General features: G+C 71.4%; 14 protein-coding genes. 7 read left to right on the forward strand and 7 right to left on the reverse strand.

Annotated features, from left to right (window positions below; all coding sequences use genetic code 11):
- Nucleotides 1-21 precede the first annotated feature (21 nt).
- Entirely contained in the window at nucleotides 22-864 is an 843-nt protein-coding gene (locus tag IEY87_RS26440) for a GNAT family N-acetyltransferase (RefSeq protein ID WP_189141716.1), read from the forward strand.
- A gap of 70 nt (nucleotides 865-934) precedes the next feature.
- Here the strand turns inward: IEY87_RS26440 and IEY87_RS26445 are convergent, their stop codons facing one another.
- Genes IEY87_RS26445 through IEY87_RS26460 form a run of 4 tightly spaced genes read right to left on the reverse strand, consistent with a single transcriptional unit; the run spans nucleotide 935 to nucleotide 4247 of the window.
- Nucleotides 935-1312, reverse strand: coding sequence for a DUF3037 domain-containing protein (locus IEY87_RS26445; RefSeq protein ID WP_189141489.1), 378 nt, complete (start codon nucleotides 1310-1312; stop codon nucleotides 935-937).
- Complete coding sequence (locus IEY87_RS26450; protein WP_189141490.1) at nucleotides 1309-2118, reverse strand: HipA family kinase; 810 nt, start codon at nucleotides 2116-2118, stop codon at nucleotides 1309-1311. Before IEY87_RS26450 ends, IEY87_RS26445 begins: the two co-directional genes overlap by 4 nt.
- A 15-nt stretch (nucleotides 2119-2133) precedes the next feature.
- Nucleotides 2134-3003 (reverse strand): TIGR03619 family F420-dependent LLM class oxidoreductase, encoded by an 870-nt coding sequence (locus IEY87_RS26455; RefSeq protein WP_189141491.1) that lies wholly within the window; start codon nucleotides 3001-3003, stop codon nucleotides 2134-2136.
- Nucleotides 3000-4247 (reverse strand): LLM class flavin-dependent oxidoreductase, encoded by a 1248-nt coding sequence (locus IEY87_RS26460; RefSeq protein WP_189141492.1) that lies wholly within the window; start codon nucleotides 4245-4247, stop codon nucleotides 3000-3002. Before IEY87_RS26460 ends, IEY87_RS26455 begins: the two co-directional genes overlap by 4 nt.
- 91 nt (nucleotides 4248-4338) lie before the next feature.
- Here IEY87_RS26460 and IEY87_RS26465 point away from each other — a divergent pair, with 91 nt between their 5' ends.
- From IEY87_RS26465 to IEY87_RS26485, 5 genes are all read left to right on the forward strand, one after another.
- Nucleotides 4339-5151, forward strand: a complete 813-nt coding sequence (locus IEY87_RS26465; RefSeq protein ID WP_189141493.1) for a TIGR03619 family F420-dependent LLM class oxidoreductase — start codon at nucleotides 4339-4341, stop codon at nucleotides 5149-5151.
- Between the two features lie 17 nt (nucleotides 5152-5168).
- Complete coding sequence (locus tag IEY87_RS26470) at nucleotides 5169-6761, forward strand: serine/threonine-protein kinase (protein ID WP_189141494.1); 1593 nt, start codon at nucleotides 5169-5171, stop codon at nucleotides 6759-6761.
- A 361-nt stretch (nucleotides 6762-7122) separates the two neighbouring features.
- Nucleotides 7123-8508: an IS607 family element RNA-guided endonuclease TnpB gene (gene tnpB, locus IEY87_RS26475; RefSeq protein ID WP_189141495.1), complete on the forward strand. Its 1386-nt coding sequence runs from the start codon at nucleotides 7123-7125 to the stop codon at nucleotides 8506-8508.
- A gap of 34 nt (nucleotides 8509-8542) precedes the next feature.
- Complete coding sequence (locus tag IEY87_RS26480) at nucleotides 8543-10591, forward strand: protein kinase domain-containing protein (RefSeq protein WP_189141496.1); 2049 nt, start codon at nucleotides 8543-8545, stop codon at nucleotides 10589-10591.
- Between the two features lie 103 nt (nucleotides 10592-10694).
- Complete coding sequence (locus IEY87_RS26485) at nucleotides 10695-11417, forward strand: TetR/AcrR family transcriptional regulator (protein ID WP_189141497.1); 723 nt, start codon at nucleotides 10695-10697, stop codon at nucleotides 11415-11417.
- On the opposite strand, the gene IEY87_RS26490 is transcribed toward IEY87_RS26485, so the two are convergent.
- Both IEY87_RS26490 and IEY87_RS26495 read right to left on the reverse strand, forming a co-directional pair.
- The gene (locus IEY87_RS26490; RefSeq protein ID WP_189141498.1) at nucleotides 11395-12408 is read right to left on the reverse strand and encodes a DUF8094 domain-containing protein; all 1014 of its coding nucleotides are present in this window, start codon (nucleotides 12406-12408) and stop codon (nucleotides 11395-11397) included. The genes IEY87_RS26485 and IEY87_RS26490 overlap by 23 nt on opposite strands.
- A 143-nt stretch (nucleotides 12409-12551) precedes the next feature.
- Complete coding sequence (locus tag IEY87_RS26495) at nucleotides 12552-13784, reverse strand: Gfo/Idh/MocA family protein (RefSeq protein WP_225278079.1); 1233 nt, start codon at nucleotides 13782-13784, stop codon at nucleotides 12552-12554.
- A gap of 87 nt (nucleotides 13785-13871) precedes the next feature.
- On the opposite strand from IEY87_RS26495, the gene IEY87_RS26500 reads away from it, so the two are divergent.
- Nucleotides 13872-14969: an ROK family transcriptional regulator gene (locus tag IEY87_RS26500; RefSeq protein ID WP_189141499.1), complete on the forward strand. Its 1098-nt coding sequence runs from the start codon at nucleotides 13872-13874 to the stop codon at nucleotides 14967-14969.
- A gap of 139 nt (nucleotides 14970-15108) precedes the next feature.
- Here IEY87_RS26500 and IEY87_RS26505 read toward each other — a convergent pair whose 3' ends face one another.
- Complete coding sequence (locus IEY87_RS26505; RefSeq protein WP_189141500.1) at nucleotides 15109-15651, reverse strand: TetR/AcrR family transcriptional regulator; 543 nt, start codon at nucleotides 15649-15651, stop codon at nucleotides 15109-15111.
- Nucleotides 15652-15658: the final 7 nt, after the last annotated feature.

The raw sequence follows: 15658 nt of genomic DNA on the forward strand, positions 1-15658 counted from the left end.
TTCGCGTAGTCTGACCATGTGATGCTGCGTACATCGGCGTCGCGTGTCCTCGACGACAGCGACCGGGACGAGGTGCTCGATCTCCTCGACACCGACCCGGTCGCGAACGTCTTCGTCTCCTCACGGGTGCAGAGCGTCGGTCTCAATCCGGCGCGGCTCGGCGGGCAGATGTGGGGTTTCGGGCCGCGCGGTGGCCTCACCGCGCTCTGCTACGCCGGGGCGAATTTGGTGCCGGTCAACGCCGGCCCCGAGGCGGTGTCCGCGTTCGCCGAGCGCGCGCGCCGGCAGGGCCGCCGCTGCTCGTCCATCGTCGGGCCGGTCGAGGCGGTCTCGCAGCTGTGGGAGCGGCTGGAGCCGCACTGGGGCCGGGCCCGCGCGATCCGCTGGGCGCAGCCGGTCATGGCCACCTCCCGCCCGGCGCCGGTGCCCGCCGATCCGCTGGTACGGCGGGTGCGGCCGGATGAGTTCGACGTCCTGATCCCGGCCTGCGTGGCGATGTTCACCGAGGAGGTCGGCGTCTCGCCCAACCTCGGCGACGGCGGCACCCTCTACCGGACGCGGGTGGCCGAGCTCATCCGCATCGGCAGGTCGTACGCGCGGATCGAGGACGGCCGGGTGGTGTTCAAGGCGGAGATCGGCGCCGTCACGGCGCACGCCTGCCAGGTCCAGGGCGTCTGGGTGCACCCCGAGCTGCGCGGGCACGGTTACGCGGTGGCGGGCATGGCGGCGGTCGTGGAGGCCGCGCTGGCCTGCTTCGCCCCCGTGGTCACGCTGTACGTCAACGACTACAACACCTCGGCACGGGCCGTCTACCGCAAGGTTGGCTTCGCCGAGGTCGGCACCTTCATGTCCGTGCTCTTCTAGTCACGGACGGACGAAGCTCTTCTGGCCACAGGCGGACGGCTCTGGTCACAGGCGGACGAGACTCTTTCAGTCACAGGCGGACGAGTTTGCCGAACAGGTGGGTCAGCTCTGCCTCGGGGTCGGTGGTGAGCCCGACGTGGACCGGGCCGGCCTGGACGATCGTGCTGCGTGGCGCGGTCAGCCAGCGGAATCTGCCGCCCAGCGACTCCCCGGCCAGCGGCCCCGACTCCTCCCCACAGGCCAGCTCGTAGGTGCCGAGCGCCTGTCGTACACAGTCGATGTCGGCGGTGGGGTCGAGGGCGTGCAGCCGGTGCGGGTCGAGCTCCACGCGGGCGCAGAGGTAGGCGCGCGGCTGGCAGTAGAGCAGCACGCCCGCGTTGATCAGCTCGCCGCGCTCCACCCTGGGCACCACGCGGATGGCCGCGTACTCGTAGACGTCCCTGCTCATGCGCGCTCTCCCCGCCAGAACGCGCCGACCGACCCAGGGCCGGGGCGCTGGGTCTTCGGCTCCGTGCGGGTCAGCCACGTGCGCGGCCCGCGCGCCCGCGCCAGGAGATGCTCGACGTACGCAGCCCGTACGGACTGCGCGGAGTCGAAGCCGGGCTCGTCGGCGAGCCACTCGTCCGGCACCAGGGCCGTCACGGTCTCCAGCAGCTCGGGGGTGATCCGCGCGAGCAGCTCGTCCCCGGCGGCCGTCAGGTCGGCGGCGAACGGCGCCAGCACGTGGTCGCTCGCGTCGAACGTGCGCTGCGGGTCGGCGGTCCGCCAGTTGTGGTGGAACCAGAGCGCGGCCCCGTGGTCGATCAGCCAGATGTCGCGATGCCAGAGCAGTAGGTTGGGGTTGCGCCAGCTCCGGTCGATGTTGTGGATCAGGCCGTCGAACCAGATGAGCCGGGCCGCGAACGCCGGATCGGGCGGCCAGGCGAGCGGTTCGAAGCCGAGCGCGCCGGGCAGGAAGTCGACGGCCAGGTTGTGGCCGGTGCTGGCCTTGAGCAGGTCCTGGACCTCTTCGTCCGGCTCGCGGATGCCGAGCTGGGGGTCGAGGTCGATGACCTTGAGCTCGGGGGTCATGAAGCCGAGGCGCCGGGCCAGCTCGCCGCAGATGATCTCCGCGACGAGGACGCGCCGCCCCTGACCGGCCTCCCGGAACTTCACCACGTAGGTGCCGAGATCGTCGGCCTCGACCACTCCGGGCAGGGATCCGCCCTCGCGTAGCGGCGTCACGTAACGCGTGGCCGCGATCTCTTCCAGCACGCCACGAGGCTACCCCTACATCTTCGCGATGACCTCCTCGGCGAAGCGCTCCATGGTGGCGATCTTGAGGGCGAGGGTGCCCTCGCCGTGCTCGGCCTTCTCCTCGGGGGTGGCCAGCCACCAGGGGGCGGCCAGGGTGCCGGTGACGCCCTTGGCGGCGAAGTGGCGGTAGGTGTCGGCGTCGGGCATGACGGCCAGCGGCGCGATGATCTCGAACGGGCCGGTTCTGCCGTGCTCGTCCAGGTGTCCTCTGAGCGCGGTCAGGACGCCGTCGAGCTGCTCCTCGGTGTAGATCCGGTTGCCGATCCAGCCGTCACCCGCCCGTGCCGCCCTCTTCAGCGCCGCCTCGCTGTCCCCGCCGACCAGCACGGGGACGCGTTCGCGCGGGGTGGGGGAGATGGTCAGGGCGGGAAGGCCGTCGAGCGTGACCGCCTGGCCGGCCCACAGCTCGCGCAGCACCGGGAGCATCGCGTCCAGCCTGCGCCCGCGCGTGTGGAAGTCCTGTCCGGTGGCGGCGAACTCCTCCTCGCACCAGCCGACCCCCACGCCGAACGACACCCGGTCGTTCGACAGCACCGCCGCCGTGGACACCTGCTTGGCCACGGTGATCAGGTCGCGGGCCGGGGCGATGTAGACGTTCGGCGCGAAGCGCAGCGTGCTCGTCACCGCCGACATCGCGCCGATCGTCACCCACACGTCGGGCCAGTGCGTCTCGGCGTTCCAGCGCGGCTTGCCGGAGGTGGAGTAGGGGTACTTCGAGCCGAATTCGGCGTAGAAGAGGTGGTCGGAGAGGGTGAGCGTGTCGAAGCCACAGCGCTCGGCGGCGCGGGCGAGCTCGGCGAACTGGTCGGTCGGCACGAAGGAGGCGCCCAGCCAGAATTTCATTGGAACTCCGGGATGACCTTGGTCGCGAACAGTTCGAGGTTGCGCTTGACCGTGTCGAGCGGGAGCACGCCCTGCTGGCCCTGCATGTAGAGGCCGAACCACTCCAGGTCGGGCATCCGGTCGAGCATCCGCTGGATGCCGCGTTTGACGTCGTCCGGCGTGCCGAACAGCGCCATCTCCACCTCCCGCATCCGCTTGGCGTCGCCCTTCTCCGGCGAGATGGGCCGGTGTTTCTCGTCCTCCTTCTTGCGCAGCACCTCCAGATAGCCGAACGGGCCGAAGAAGGCGGCGAAGTCCTTGGGGATGTTGCGGCCGTAGGTGGTGATCGCCTCCTCGGTGGTCTCCGCGATGCCGACGATCTTGAGGATGCCGGTGTGCTCGCCCAGCTTGTAGTCGCGGCCCTGCTTGGCCGACTCCTCCTGGTAGAGCTTGGCCTTGGCGGCGTGGTCGTCCGGGTCGGGGGTGAACAGCCACGGCAGGATGTTCTCCTGCGCGGCCCTGATGACCGACCGGTCGGAGATCGTGAAGGGCTGCCACAGCTCGGGGTGCGGGTTCTGGTACGGCCTCGGGCAGACGGAGACCGCCTGCACCTTGCCGTCGTCGGAGATCTCGCCGGGGGCGCCGAAGGTCTTGGTCCATTCGACGGCCGGCCAGCCCTCGATGCCGTCGTAGGGGTAGGGCACCTCGTAGTCCAGCACGTCGGACTTGTAGCGGAGGGTCTCCTGGGTCCACGCCATCTTCATGATCTTCAGGACCTCGCCGAACACGTCGAAGTTACGCGTGTCGGACGCCGAGCCGTCGGATCTGGCCGCCGCCGTGTGCCAGCGCTGGCCCAGGACGTTCATCCAGCGGTTCTGGTAGCCGCGGGCCACGCCGAGCCGTAACCGCCCCTTGCAGAACTGGTCGAGCAGGGCCACGTCCTCCGCCGCCCTGATCGGGTCCCAGGCGGGCAGCACCATGCCGAGCGGCGCGAGCAGGATCCGCTCGGTCCTGGCGGCCAGATCGGTGAGGAACATCAACGGGTTGACCGAGAACTCCATGCCTTCGGAGTGAAAATGGTGCTCGGTCATCATGAGGGCGTCGAACCCGATCTGGTCCGCGTGCACGGCGATCTCCCGCACTTCGTGCAGCAACTGCTGATACGACTCCGTGTCCCGCCCGATGGGCCGCCTGGCCTTGGCGTTCTCCTCGGCCGCGTAGCCGGAGCCGGGGATCTGCGGATTCAGGAAGATGGAAAACTTCACCTGGGAGACCTCTTTCCGCGGGGCGTATCTCTGTCGGCAAGCTACTCTAGAAATCTTTGCCGAGCAATCGCTTGGTTGAATGGGAGGTCTCATGCGGCTGGGTCTCACGATGTTCGCCACCGATCGGTCCATGCCCGTCCACGAGCTGGCCAGGGCGGCGGAGGAGCGCGGGTTCTCCTCCCTCTTCCTGCCCGAGCACACCCACATCCCCGTCTCCCGCCGCACGCCCCCGGCCAACGGGGACGCCGAGCTGGCCGAGGAGTACAAACGCACCCTCGATCCGCTGGTCGCCCTGTCCTTCGCCGCGGCCGTGACCGAGCGGATCCGGCTCGGCACCGGCATCCTGCTCGCCGCCCAGCGGGAGCCGATCGTCACCGCCAAGGCCCTCGCCACCCTGGACCGCCTGTCCGGCGGCCGGGTCGTGGTCGGCGTCGGCTTCGGCTGGAACGTGGAGGAGATCGCCAACCACGGCGTGCCGTACCGCTCACGCCGGGAGGTGGCACGGCGGAACGTGCTGGCGATGCAAGCGCTGTGGCGGGACGACGTGGCCGCCTTCGACGGCTTCGAGCCGTCCTGGTCGTGGCCCAAGCCGATCTCCGGCCCACCCGTGTACGTCGGCGGCGCGGCGGGGCCGAAGCTGTTCGCGCACGTCGCCGAGTACGCCGAGGGCTGGATGCCGATCGGCGGCAAGGGGATCAGGACGGCGCTGCCCGCGCTGCGCGAGGCCTGCGAGAAGGCCGGGCGGCCGATGGCCCGGGTCGTCCCGTTCGGCACGCTGCCGACCCAGGAGAAGCTCGACTACCTCGCCGAGCTGGGCATCGAGGAGACCGTGCTCGCCCTGGCCAGCGTTCCGACGGACGCGGCGCTCCGGCAGCTCGATGCTTATGCCCGATTCGTGCGATAGCGGCATAATGGTGGCCTATGTCCGACCTCCGTGCCGCTGACCCGCGCCGCCTTGGCACGTACCGGCTCTCGGCACGGCTCGGCCAGGGCGGCCAGGGCGTCGTCTACCTGGGCCACACCGGCAACGGGGCCAAGGTCGCGATCAAGCTCCTGCACGCCGGCCTGTCCGACGACCAGGCGGTGCGCCGCAGGTTCCGGGCCGAGGTCGAGGCCGTACGCAGGGTCGCGCCGTTCTGCACCGCCCAACTGCTCGACGCCGACCTCGAAGGCGACCGGCCGTACCTGGTCAGCGAGTACGTGGACGGGATCTCACTGACGGAGCACGTCATCGCCCAGGGTCCGCGCACCGGCGGCTCCCTGCACCGCCTGGCCATCGGCACCGCCACCGCGCTCGGCGCCATCCACCGCGCGGCGGTCGTGCACCGCGACTTCAAACCGGGCAACGTGCTGCTCAGCCTGGACGGCCCGCGCGTGATCGACTTCGGCATCTCCCGGCCGATGGACAGCACCGCCACCACCGGCCGGTTCCCCATCGGCACCCCCGCGTACCTGGCGCCCGAGCGGATCAAGGGCGAACCCGCCGGACCACCCGCCGACCTGTACGCCTGGGCGCTGACCGTCGCCTACACCGCCAACGGCCGGCACGCCTACACCGCCGAGACCCACCAGGAGGTCCTCGCCAGGATCCTGTACGGCAAGCCGGACCTGGGCACGCTGACCGGGCGGCTGCGTGAGCTCGTCGACGCCTGCCTGGCGGTCGAGCCGGGTGACCGGCCGGACGCCGAAGAGGTGCTCCGCCGACTGCTGAGCCACGACCTGACCGGCCGAGACGTCCTCACCACCGGCGCTCTGGCCGCCCTCGACACCACCCCCGAGCCCGCCGCCTCTGGGCCGGTTGCCCTCGGCTCCGCCCCTGAGCCCGTCGCCCTCCGCGCCGCCGCCCCTCAGCCTGTGTTCGACGCCGCCCCTCGGCCCGCGGTCGACGCGGCCGACTCCGGTGCCCCTGACACCGTCGACTGGCGGGTGCCCGGTTCTGGGGGTACGCGTACCACGGGAGCGCGGAGTGCGCTGGCGGCGCTTGTGGATCCGGACGCGCATGCGTCGTCGGGGCAGGCCGCGCCGCGGGCTGCTGTCACCGTCACGCGGCCGCAGCCCAGGGTGCTGCCCGAGCCCGGACCGCGGTTGCCGGTGGCGAGGACGGCAAGGGGGCGGCCGGGTTCCTGGCGGCTCGCCGCGACGGCTGTGACGGTCGCCGTGCTGGTGATCGCCGCGGTGGCGCTCTGGACGCTGAGCGGCGGGCCGGGGGCGAACGGCGTCTGGACCGGCTCGGCCGAGCATCCGAGCGCCGATCGCGTGTTCCCGGTGGAGATCCGGCTGGACGGCGGGCCCGCGTCCAGCATGCGATGGGGTGCCGACCTGCGATGCTCCGGGATGCTCAGCCCAGCCGGGGAAGCGCTGGTGTACGAACTCGGCGAGGTCGAGGGTGAGGAATGCTACCCGGGCACGCTGCGCATGCTGCCGACCGCCGAGGCGAACCAGATGGCCATATCGGTCATTCGCCGAGGTGAGCAGGAGGTCACCTACTCGGGCAAGGTCTCGCGCGTCTCCTGACCGCGAGTGTCACGGTCAGGCGGCGATGGCCCGGCCGCCGTTGACTCTCCGGCACCGGTTGCCTTCAGCGGAGGGGTTGGTAACCGCTGTGCTTCGTATCAATGTTCGTCAGTCTTTATCTGGTTTTCTGCAGCGCGATTGCGGTCTGTCACGGGTGATCGGGGTTGGCTCAGTGGTCTGCGCGCTGGTGGACGGCATGATGAAGCGCTGGAGGGGCCTGCGGTTTGGCGCCGCGTCCGACTGGCGTAGTCTGCCCTATCTTTTCCCCGTCACGATGTGCATGCAAAATATTACTCAACGTGCGGTCATGCTGGTAGGGTCATTCGCACAAGCTCTCGAATATGCGAGGGAGGGGCGGGTCATGCGGGTCGTGCAGGCCTACCGTTTCGCGCTGGACCCCACCGCGCGCCAGGGTGCCGCGCTGGCGTCGCATTGCGGGGCGGTGCGGGTGGCGTTCAACTGGGGCCTGGCGCAGGTGAAGGCGAATCTGGCGCTGCGGGAGGCCGAGCGCTCCTACGGCATCGCCGACGACCGGCTCACCCCGGCCCTGTCCTGGTCGATGTACAGCCTGCGCAAACGCTGGAACCAGGTCAAAGACGAGGTAGCCCCGTGGTGGGCGGACAACTCCAAAGAGGCCTACGCCTGCGGCCTCGCTCGCCTGGCCGACGCCCTGGCCAACTGGCGCGGCTCCCAGCAAGGTAAGCGGAAGGGCCCGAAGATGGGCTTCCCTCGGTTCAAGACCAAACGCCGCGCGGCCCGGTCGGTGCGCTTCACCACCGGCACGATCCGGCCGGACGGCCACACCCACGTGATCCTGCCGGTGCTGGGCCGGATCAAGACCCACGAGCCGGTCGGCAAACTCGCCCGCCTCCTAGCGGACGGCGGGGCGCGGATGGCGTCGGCGACGGTCCGATGTCAGGAGGGCCGCTGGCACGTCAGCTTCACCGTGCACACCGAACGCCCCCCAGGCAAGCCTGCCCGGCCGGACGCGGTGATCGGCGTGGACCTCGGCATCAAGACCCTGGCGGTCTTCTCCGACGGACGGCCGCCGGTCGCCAACCCCCGCCACCTGACGACGGCCTTGCGTAAGCTGCGGCGCCTGTCGCGCGCGGTCTCCCGTAGACACGGGCCCGACCGGCGCACCCGGCAACAACCCTCGCAGCGGTGGCTGCGCGCGAACGCCGCCCGCAACCGGGCGGAGTATCGGGTGGCGGCGTTGCGCCGTGACGGCATCCACCAGCTCACCACCAGCCTGGCCCGCACCTACGGCACCATCGTGGTCGAAGACCTCAACGTGGCCGGGATGATCCGCAACCGGCGACTAGCCCACGCCATCTCCGATGTCGGGTTCGGTGAGATCCTCCGCCAGCTCGCCTACAAGACCGGCTGGCACGGCGGCCGGCTGGTGGTGGCCGATCGCTGGTTTCCCTCCTCCAAGACGTGCTCATCCTGCGGTGCGGTGAAAGCCAAGCTGCCGCTGCGGGTGCGTACCTACGTGTGTGAGGGGTGCGGTCTGTCGCTGGACCGTGACGTGAACGCCGCGCTCAATCTCGCTTCTTTGGTGGAGCGGACGGTCGCCGGGAGTGGCCCGGAGACCCGAAACGGACGTGGAGCCGACCATAAGACCCCGCCCGGCGGGGCAGGTGGCTGTGAAGCGTCAACCCCGCACCGGGCATCTGTTGCCCGGATCAGACGAGGACCTTCGCCCACCACGGGCGAATCATTGACAATCCTTGAAACTCAGTGAACGGTAATGGGGTGGCGGCGAGGGGAGGCGCCCCGTGCCAGTGGCGCAGCCGCTCCGGACGGGGGACCCGCGGCGAATCGGCGGATATGAGCTGGGCGGGCGCCTGGGCGAGGGCGGACAGGGAGTGGTGTACCTCGGCACTCGAGGCGAGGACACGTACGCGGTCAAGCTGCTGCATGGGCCGGTGGGGGACGGGCAAGCCGCGTTCCTGCGCGAGGTGGAGCTGGCCAAGCATGTGGCCCGGTTCTGCACGGCCCAGGTGATGGACGCCGGGTTCGACGAGGACCGGGCGTACATCGTGAGTGAGTACGTCGACGGGCCGTCGCTGGCCCGTGAGGTCATGGTCGCAGGCCCGCGCCGTGGCGGCGCCCTCGAACGGCTGGCGGTCGGCACCGCCACCGCGATCACCGCGATCCACCGGGCCGGCATCGTGCACCGCGACCTCAAGCCGCAGAACGTGCTGCTCGGCCCCGACGGCCCCCGCGTGATCGACTTCGGCCTGGCCAAGGCGCTCGACGCGGCGGCGACGGTGAGCGGCAGGGGGGTCGGCACGCCCGCCTACATGGCGCCCGAGCAGATCACCGCGTCGGCCGTCACCGGGGCGGTGGACGTGTTCTCGTGGGGCGCCACGATCTGCTTCGCGGCCAACGGCAGCGCCCCCTTCGGGCAGGATTCGGTGGCGCCGGTGCTGCACCGCATCCTCACGGCGGAGCCCGAGCTCGGGCGGCTGGACGGGCAGCTCAGGGAGTTGGTCGAGGCGTGCCTGGACAAGGACGCGCGTAACCGGCCCACCAGCAGGGATCTGCTGCTCGCGCTGCTGGGGGAGTCGGGCGGGGCGCCGGCCGAGGTGCTGCGCTCCCCGCCGCCGCACATCCTGCGCGTCCCGCCGAGCGTGGCCGTACCCCCGCCCAGGGCTGAGCCCTCGCCCGGGTCCGTACCCTCGCCCAGGACCGAGCCCCCGGCCGTACCTCCGCCCGGGGCCGAGCCCCCGGCTGTACCCCTGCCCAGGACCGAGCCCCCGGCCGAGCCCTCGCCCAGGGCTGAGCCCCCGCCCCTGGCCGAGCCCGAGGCGACCGGGGCGCCCGCCGGCTACCGGTTATCCGACGACCGGCCGCAGGTGGGTGGGGAGGTTCTCGGGTCGCGGGAGGCCTCCAGGCGGCGGGTCGGGCAGGCGCTGGGGCGGGCGGGGGCGGCCGTCTTCGGGGCTCTGCTGGTGAGCGCGGCCGTACTGGTCGCTCTGCTGGCGCCGGCCTTGAGGCAGGACGATCTGCCCGCGCAGGGAGGCGCGCAGCCGTCCGTCGCCGATAGCAGGCCGGTGGAGACCGTGTCGCCGGTGGACGGGTCCACCCCCATACGGACCAAGCAGAGCAGCCGGCCGCGCAAAGCGCCCGCGGACGATCCGCCGCCCACCGTCCTCCCGGTGAACGTCGCCGTGCCCCCGCTGGAGGGCCTGAGCCGGGCCGCCGCGCTCAAGGCGATCCGGCGGTCCGGCCTGGCCGCCGGCGCGGTGACCGAAGCCGATTCCGCGCTGAAGATCGGCCAGGTGCTGGGCAGCAGCCCCGGGACCGGCATCTTCGTGCCGAAAGGCACCAAGGTCGCCCTGCGCGTGTCAGCGGGGCTGCCGGTCCCGGCCGTGGTCGGCCTGCAGCGCAAGGCGGCCGAAGCGGCCCTGACCAGCGCCGGGCTGGCGGTCGGCCCGATCAGCAGGACCTGCGCCACCGACCCGGACGGCCGGGTCCTGTCCAGTGCCCCCAAGTCGGGCAAACGGGTCTCGGGCGGCACCCAGGTGGCGCTCCACGTCGCCCGACACGGCGTCGCCGTGCCGTCGGTGGTCGGTCAGTCACGGGCCGGCGCCCGCGGCGCCCTCCGTGCGGCCGGCTTCGCCGTGACCGTGCGCCGTCAGGTCGTGGAGGACCAGGCGCAGGTCGACCTGGCCATCGCCCAGTCCGTACCGCCGGGCGGCTGCGCCGGACCGGGAACCCCCGTCGTGATCACCGTGGGCACCCCCGCCGATGCGACGCAGGACCCGGACGATCCCTCCATGACCCCCACGTTCACCCCCGAGCCACCGGAGACTCCCTGAGCCACCGGAGACTCCCTGAGCCACCGGAGACTCCCTGAGACACCGGAGACTCCCCGAGCGCCGAAACCGGAACACCTGGTCCGGTTGACGTAAGGTGGGGAGCATGACCGCCCGGACTCCTCTGCTGGTACGTGACCCCGCCGAGCCGCAGGCGCTGAGAAGCGACGCGCTGATCAATCGCAACCGCATCCTCGAGGTCGCGCGTGAGACGTTCGCCGCGCGGGGGATCGACGTGACCATGCGGGAGATCGCCCGGCGGGCCGGTGTGGGGGTGGCGACGCTCTACCGTCGCTTCCCCACCAAGGAGTCGCTGGTCACCGCGGCCTTCGCCGACCAGATGGCGGCCTGCGCGTCGGTGGTGGACGACGCGCTGGCCGATCCCGACCCGTGGCGGGGGTTCTGCACCGCGGTCGAGAGGATCTGCGCCATGCAGGCCGTGGACAAAGGGTTCACGGCGGCGTTCGTCTCGGCATTTCCTGACAGCATTGACTTCGAGGGCGTGCGTGCCTGTGCCGAGGAGGGGTTCGCCGAGCTGACGGAGCGTGCCAAGGCCTCCGGGCACCTGCGCGCCGACTTCGCGCAGGAGGACCTCACGCTGCTGATCATGGCCAACGGCGGCATCATCGCGGACACGGCCGAGACGGCGGTGGCCGCCTCCCGCAGGCTCGCGGCGCTACTGCTGCAGTCCTTCCTCGCCCACCCGGCCGACCCGCCCGCGCCCCTGCCGCCGGCCGCCCCCATTGGACTGCACAACGTGGTGGGCAACCTCCAAGAGCCTTCGCAGGCCGTGCCCGCGGGGCAGGTCAGCGGCCGCTGCCCGCGATGAGGCCGGAGTAGGAGCCGAGCACCTTGACCTGTCCCGGCTTGGCGTCCTTGGCCGGGATGTGGGCCACCACCTGCACCAGCTCCGTGGTCTTCATGTTCGTGTAGTACTTCCCGGGCAGCAGCCCGCTGTTCTGCTGGAAGACGTAGAACCGCGGCGTTCTCTGCCGCACGTCGTAGCGCCGGTCGCGCTGGAAGGTGGTGAAGGCCAGGGCGCCGCCGTCGGCGGTGCGCACGGCGTACGACGGGTAGCGGGTGGCCCGGGTGACCTCGCTGACGCGCGCGAACTTGTTCATCTCCAGGCGCTTCGACGCGGCGTTCTTGGCGAGCAGGTCGGTGGCGAACCTGGTCCCGGCCGCCTTGCCGCCCTTGCCCGCCAGGTGGGCGGCGTAGTTCCTGGCGAAGTCGGCGGGTGACATGATCAGGCCGGTGTCGTCCTGGCCGACCTCGGTGGCCGCGCCCGAGGCGTCCTTCGCGATGGCGGGCAGCTCCTTGGGGGAGGTGCCGTCGAAGGTGTCGGGCGAGTAGACCTGCCGCCAGCCGTCGTCGCCCTCGCGGGTGAACAGCAGGTACGTGGCCTCCTTCGAGATGTCCTTCTTGCGCTGCCAGTGCGCCAGGGTCAGCAGCCAGGGCCGCTCCCCGCCGGTTCCCGGGTAGAAGGTCGGCGAGGTGTAGCCGAAGGGCTCGTGCTTGATCGTCTTGCGCAGCTTGCGGCTGGAGGCGTAGCCGGCCTTGTCGATGGCCAGGCTGGAGCCGCCTTCGTACGCTGCCAGCAGTTTGTCGCTTCTGGCCTTGTTGGCGAGGTTGTTCCGCTCGATGTAGTCCTTCATGATCGCGGTGGCCTCCTGGCCCGAGAGGACGCTGGGCGCCGTGGCGCTCGGGGGAGGTGTGCTCGGCGCCTGCGCCGCGTTCCTGTTCAGCCCTGGCAGGGCGGAGCACCCCACGACCAGGAACCCTGTCATCAGGCCGCCGATGAGCCCGCCGTATCGCCGCACCTCAGGATCCTCTCCGCAATAATGGGATTAAAGTGCACAAACGTAGCAGTAAAGGTGTCAAGGCGTCCCGGGGATCGCTATGTGAGAACGCCATGCCGTCAGGCTGACGTCGGGCGCCGTGGCGGGGGTGATGTGTCCGGCCGTCAACCGGCCAGCGTGACGGTCTCGCCTTCGAGCCGGGACCGCTCGGCGGCCCAGGCGATGAGATGGCTGTGCAGGCTGTCGGCGGGGGAGGAGAGGATCGGGGTGCGGTCTCCGCTGCTGACCGCGGTGAGGAACGCCTCGATCAGGCCCTCGTCACCGCCCCCGTGTCCGCCCGCGGCCGTCGCGTCGCCCGTGGGCCGGGTGTCGATGGTCTGCGCCCGGCCGGTGACGAAGTCGTGCACGGTGAGGCGGTCACCGTCGCCGTCGATCGAGCCCCGGGTGCCGAAGATCCGGGTCTGGCGGTGCCCGGCGGGGGTGAAGGCGGTCATGGTGAACGCCGCGGTCGCGCCACCCTCGAACTCCATGTTCACCACCTGGTGGTCCACCACGTCGTTGTCGCAGGCGTACACACATCTGCCGTACGGGCCGGTCCTGAGCGCCGCCACGATGCCCTGCTCGGTGACGTCGTCGGTGAGCACGGTGACGGGCCAGCGCTCCTGGCCGGCCAGCGGCAGGTAGACGCGCTTGGCGGAGTAGGGGCAGTCCGGCTCGACCGCGCAGTCCAGGCAGCGGTCCGCCGCGCCCTCCGGCCGGTTCTCGGCGCGGAAGTGCTTGAGCCCGCCGAACGACGAGACGCGGGTGACCTGCCGGCCCGTCAGGTGGACCAGCCAGTCGAGGTCGTGGCAGGACTTGGCGAGCAACATGAACGTCGACTCGTCCGTCCTGCGCCAGTTGCCGCGCACGTAGGAGTGCGCCTGGTGCCACCAGCCGACCGGCTCCAGGTGCTGGATGCTGACGATCTCGCCGATCCGGCCGGCGTCGAGGAGGGCCTTGAGCGCGCGGGTGTAAGGGGTGTAGCGGAGCACGTGGCAGACGGCGAAGATCGAGCCGGAGCGCTCGGCCGCGGCGACGATCCGGCGGCAGTCGTCCTCGGAGACCGCCATCGGCTTCTCCAGCAGGATGTCGTAGCCCAACTCGGCGAAGCGCACGGCCGGCTCGACATGGTCCCGATCCTGCGTCGCGATGATCACCGCGTCGGCCTGGCGGTCCAGCGCCGCGAGCTCCCGCCAGTCCTGGTACGGCGCGGCGTCGGCGAACCTGGCCCGCCGGCTCGCGTCAGGATCGGCCACGGCGACGACCCGGGCCCGGCCGGACTCCACCGCGTGGCGGGCGTATCCGGTGCCTCGCGAGCCCGCGCCTACGACGGCCAGCGTCACCATGTCGAACCTCACTTATGTAACCAACTAACGTATGTCGGCCGATGCTAGGATCCCGGCTTGATGTCGTCAATAGGAGAGTTACGAAAAGAGGTCTCGTAAGTGACCGACTTCCGGCCGGGTGACGCGTCGCTGGTGCGTAAGGTCAACACCCAGGTCACCCTGCGGGCGCTGCGCCGCGAGGGCGTGGCCACGCTGACCCGGCTGGGCCGGATCACCGGACTGTCCCGGCAGACGGTGGAGGCGGTGCTGGACGAGCTCAAGGAGCGCGGCTGGATCAGGGAGGCACCGCCGGACGAGGGCGCCATGGGCAGGCCGGCCCGCCGGTTCGGCTTTCGCGCGGACGCCGGTTACGTGGTGGGCCTGGAGGTCGGCGGCGACCGGATCGTGGTCTCGCTCGCCGACCTCAGCGGGGCGGTGATCGCCTGGGAGCGCTCCGCCGTCGAGAGCGACGCCCCGGCGGCCGAGCGCCTGGAAGCTGCCCGCCGTACCGCCCTGGCCTGCGTGGACGGCGCGGGGGTGGCGCGCACGCGGGTGTGGACGCTGGCGGCCGGTACGTCCGGCATCGTGGATCGCTCGGGCCGGGTGTCGCTGTCGATCACGCTGCCCGGCTGGACCGGCCTGGATCTGGCGGGCGTGGCCGCGCGCTGGTTCGGGTGCACCGCCCTGGCGGCCAACGACGCCAACCTCGGCGCCCTGGCCGAGCACTGGCGCGGCAGCGCCCAGCACGCCAGCGACGTCGTCTACATTCTGGTCGGGCACCGGCCGGGAGCCGGCATCCTGATCGGCGGACGCCTGCACCTCGGGCGTTCGGGCGCGGCGGGTGAGATCGGCACGCTGCGCCAGGTCGGCTGGGAGAACGCCGCGACCGAGCTGGTCGAGGAGGGCAGCGCGGCGGAGGTGTTCGCCGCGGCGGGCGCCGGTGACGAGGCCGCCCTGCGCAGGGTCGACCACTACGCGGAGAACCTCGCGATCGGCGCCTCCGCGCTCGTGTTGGCCGTGGACCCCGACCTGCTGGTCATCGGCGGGGGCTACGCGCTGGCGGGCGACGTGCTGCTCGACCCGCTCCGCCGCCACCTCGCGGACCTGTGCCTGAGCGCGCCCCAGGTGGTCACTTCGACCTTCGGCGACGAGAGCGTGTCGCTGGGAGCCGTCCGGCTCGCCCTCGACCACGTCGAACGCGACGTCCTCGGCCTCTGAGCCCGCCTTCCGGAGGCCCGGGAACGCCGGGTGCGGCAAGGGCTCAACTCGGCAAGGGCTCAGCTCGGCAAGGGCTCAGCTCGGCAAGGGCTCAGCTCGGCGCGGGCCCGGCGAAGCACGGGGCCTCGCAGGCTTGGGCCTAGCGAGGCGAAAGGTCCTCTATGGCCAGGGTCGTGCGTAGCAGTGACTCGCGTACCCGCTCTTCGGGCAGGTTCATGGTCTGGGCGGTGCCCCACTGCAGGGCGCCCAGTACGGCCCAGCCGCGCAGGCGGGTCTCGTCGTCCGGGTCGGGGCCGGTGAGCTTGGCGAGCAGCTCGTCGCGGAAGGCCCGGATGGCCTCGCCCGGCGAGCCCGGCGGGGCGTCGTCGGCGCTGCCGATGTCCTCCATGAGCAGGCGGTTCACCGCGCGGTGCCGCACCATGAAGGTGACCAGCGCCTCGACCGTCGCCCGCCGGTCACCGGCGAAGTCGGTGCCGAGCAGCGTCAGCAGGTCCTCGGCGGCGGGCGCCAGCAGCTCGGCGGCCAGCCGGTCCTTCGGGTGGAAGTGGTAGGCGACGGCCGTCTTGGTCAGTCCCACCGCGGCGGCGATGTCGGCCAGCGAGGTGAGGGCGTAGCCGCGCTCGGCGAACAGGGCCCGTGCGGCCGCCAGGATCCGGGTGCGGGTGTCGTCGGCTGTGGTCATCGTCTCA

This window comes from Nonomuraea glycinis (assembly GCF_014646515.1).
GTDB lineage: Bacteria > Actinomycetota > Actinomycetes > Streptosporangiales > Streptosporangiaceae > Nonomuraea > Nonomuraea glycinis.

Coding starts and splice junctions, on each gene's coding strand:
- tnpB (WP_189141495.1), top strand. CDS start 7,123: ATGCGGGTCGTGCAGGCCTACCGTTTCGCGCTGGACCCCACCGCGCGC.
- IEY87_RS26465 (WP_189141493.1), top strand. CDS start 4,339: ATGCGGCTGGGTCTCACGATGTTCGCCACCGATCGGTCCATGCCCGTC.
- IEY87_RS26445 (WP_189141489.1), bottom strand. CDS start 1,312: ATGAGCAGGGACGTCTACGAGTACGCGGCCATCCGCGTGGTGCCCAGG.
- IEY87_RS26470 (WP_189141494.1), top strand. CDS start 5,169: ATGTCCGACCTCCGTGCCGCTGACCCGCGCCGCCTTGGCACGTACCGG.
- IEY87_RS26485 (WP_189141497.1), top strand. CDS start 10,695: ATGACCGCCCGGACTCCTCTGCTGGTACGTGACCCCGCCGAGCCGCAG.
- IEY87_RS26505 (WP_189141500.1), bottom strand. CDS start 15,651: ATGACCACAGCCGACGACACCCGCACCCGGATCCTGGCGGCCGCACGG.
- IEY87_RS26455 (WP_189141491.1), bottom strand. CDS start 3,003: ATGAAATTCTGGCTGGGCGCCTCCTTCGTGCCGACCGACCAGTTCGCC.
- IEY87_RS26440 (WP_189141716.1), top strand. CDS start 22: ATGCTGCGTACATCGGCGTCGCGTGTCCTCGACGACAGCGACCGGGAC.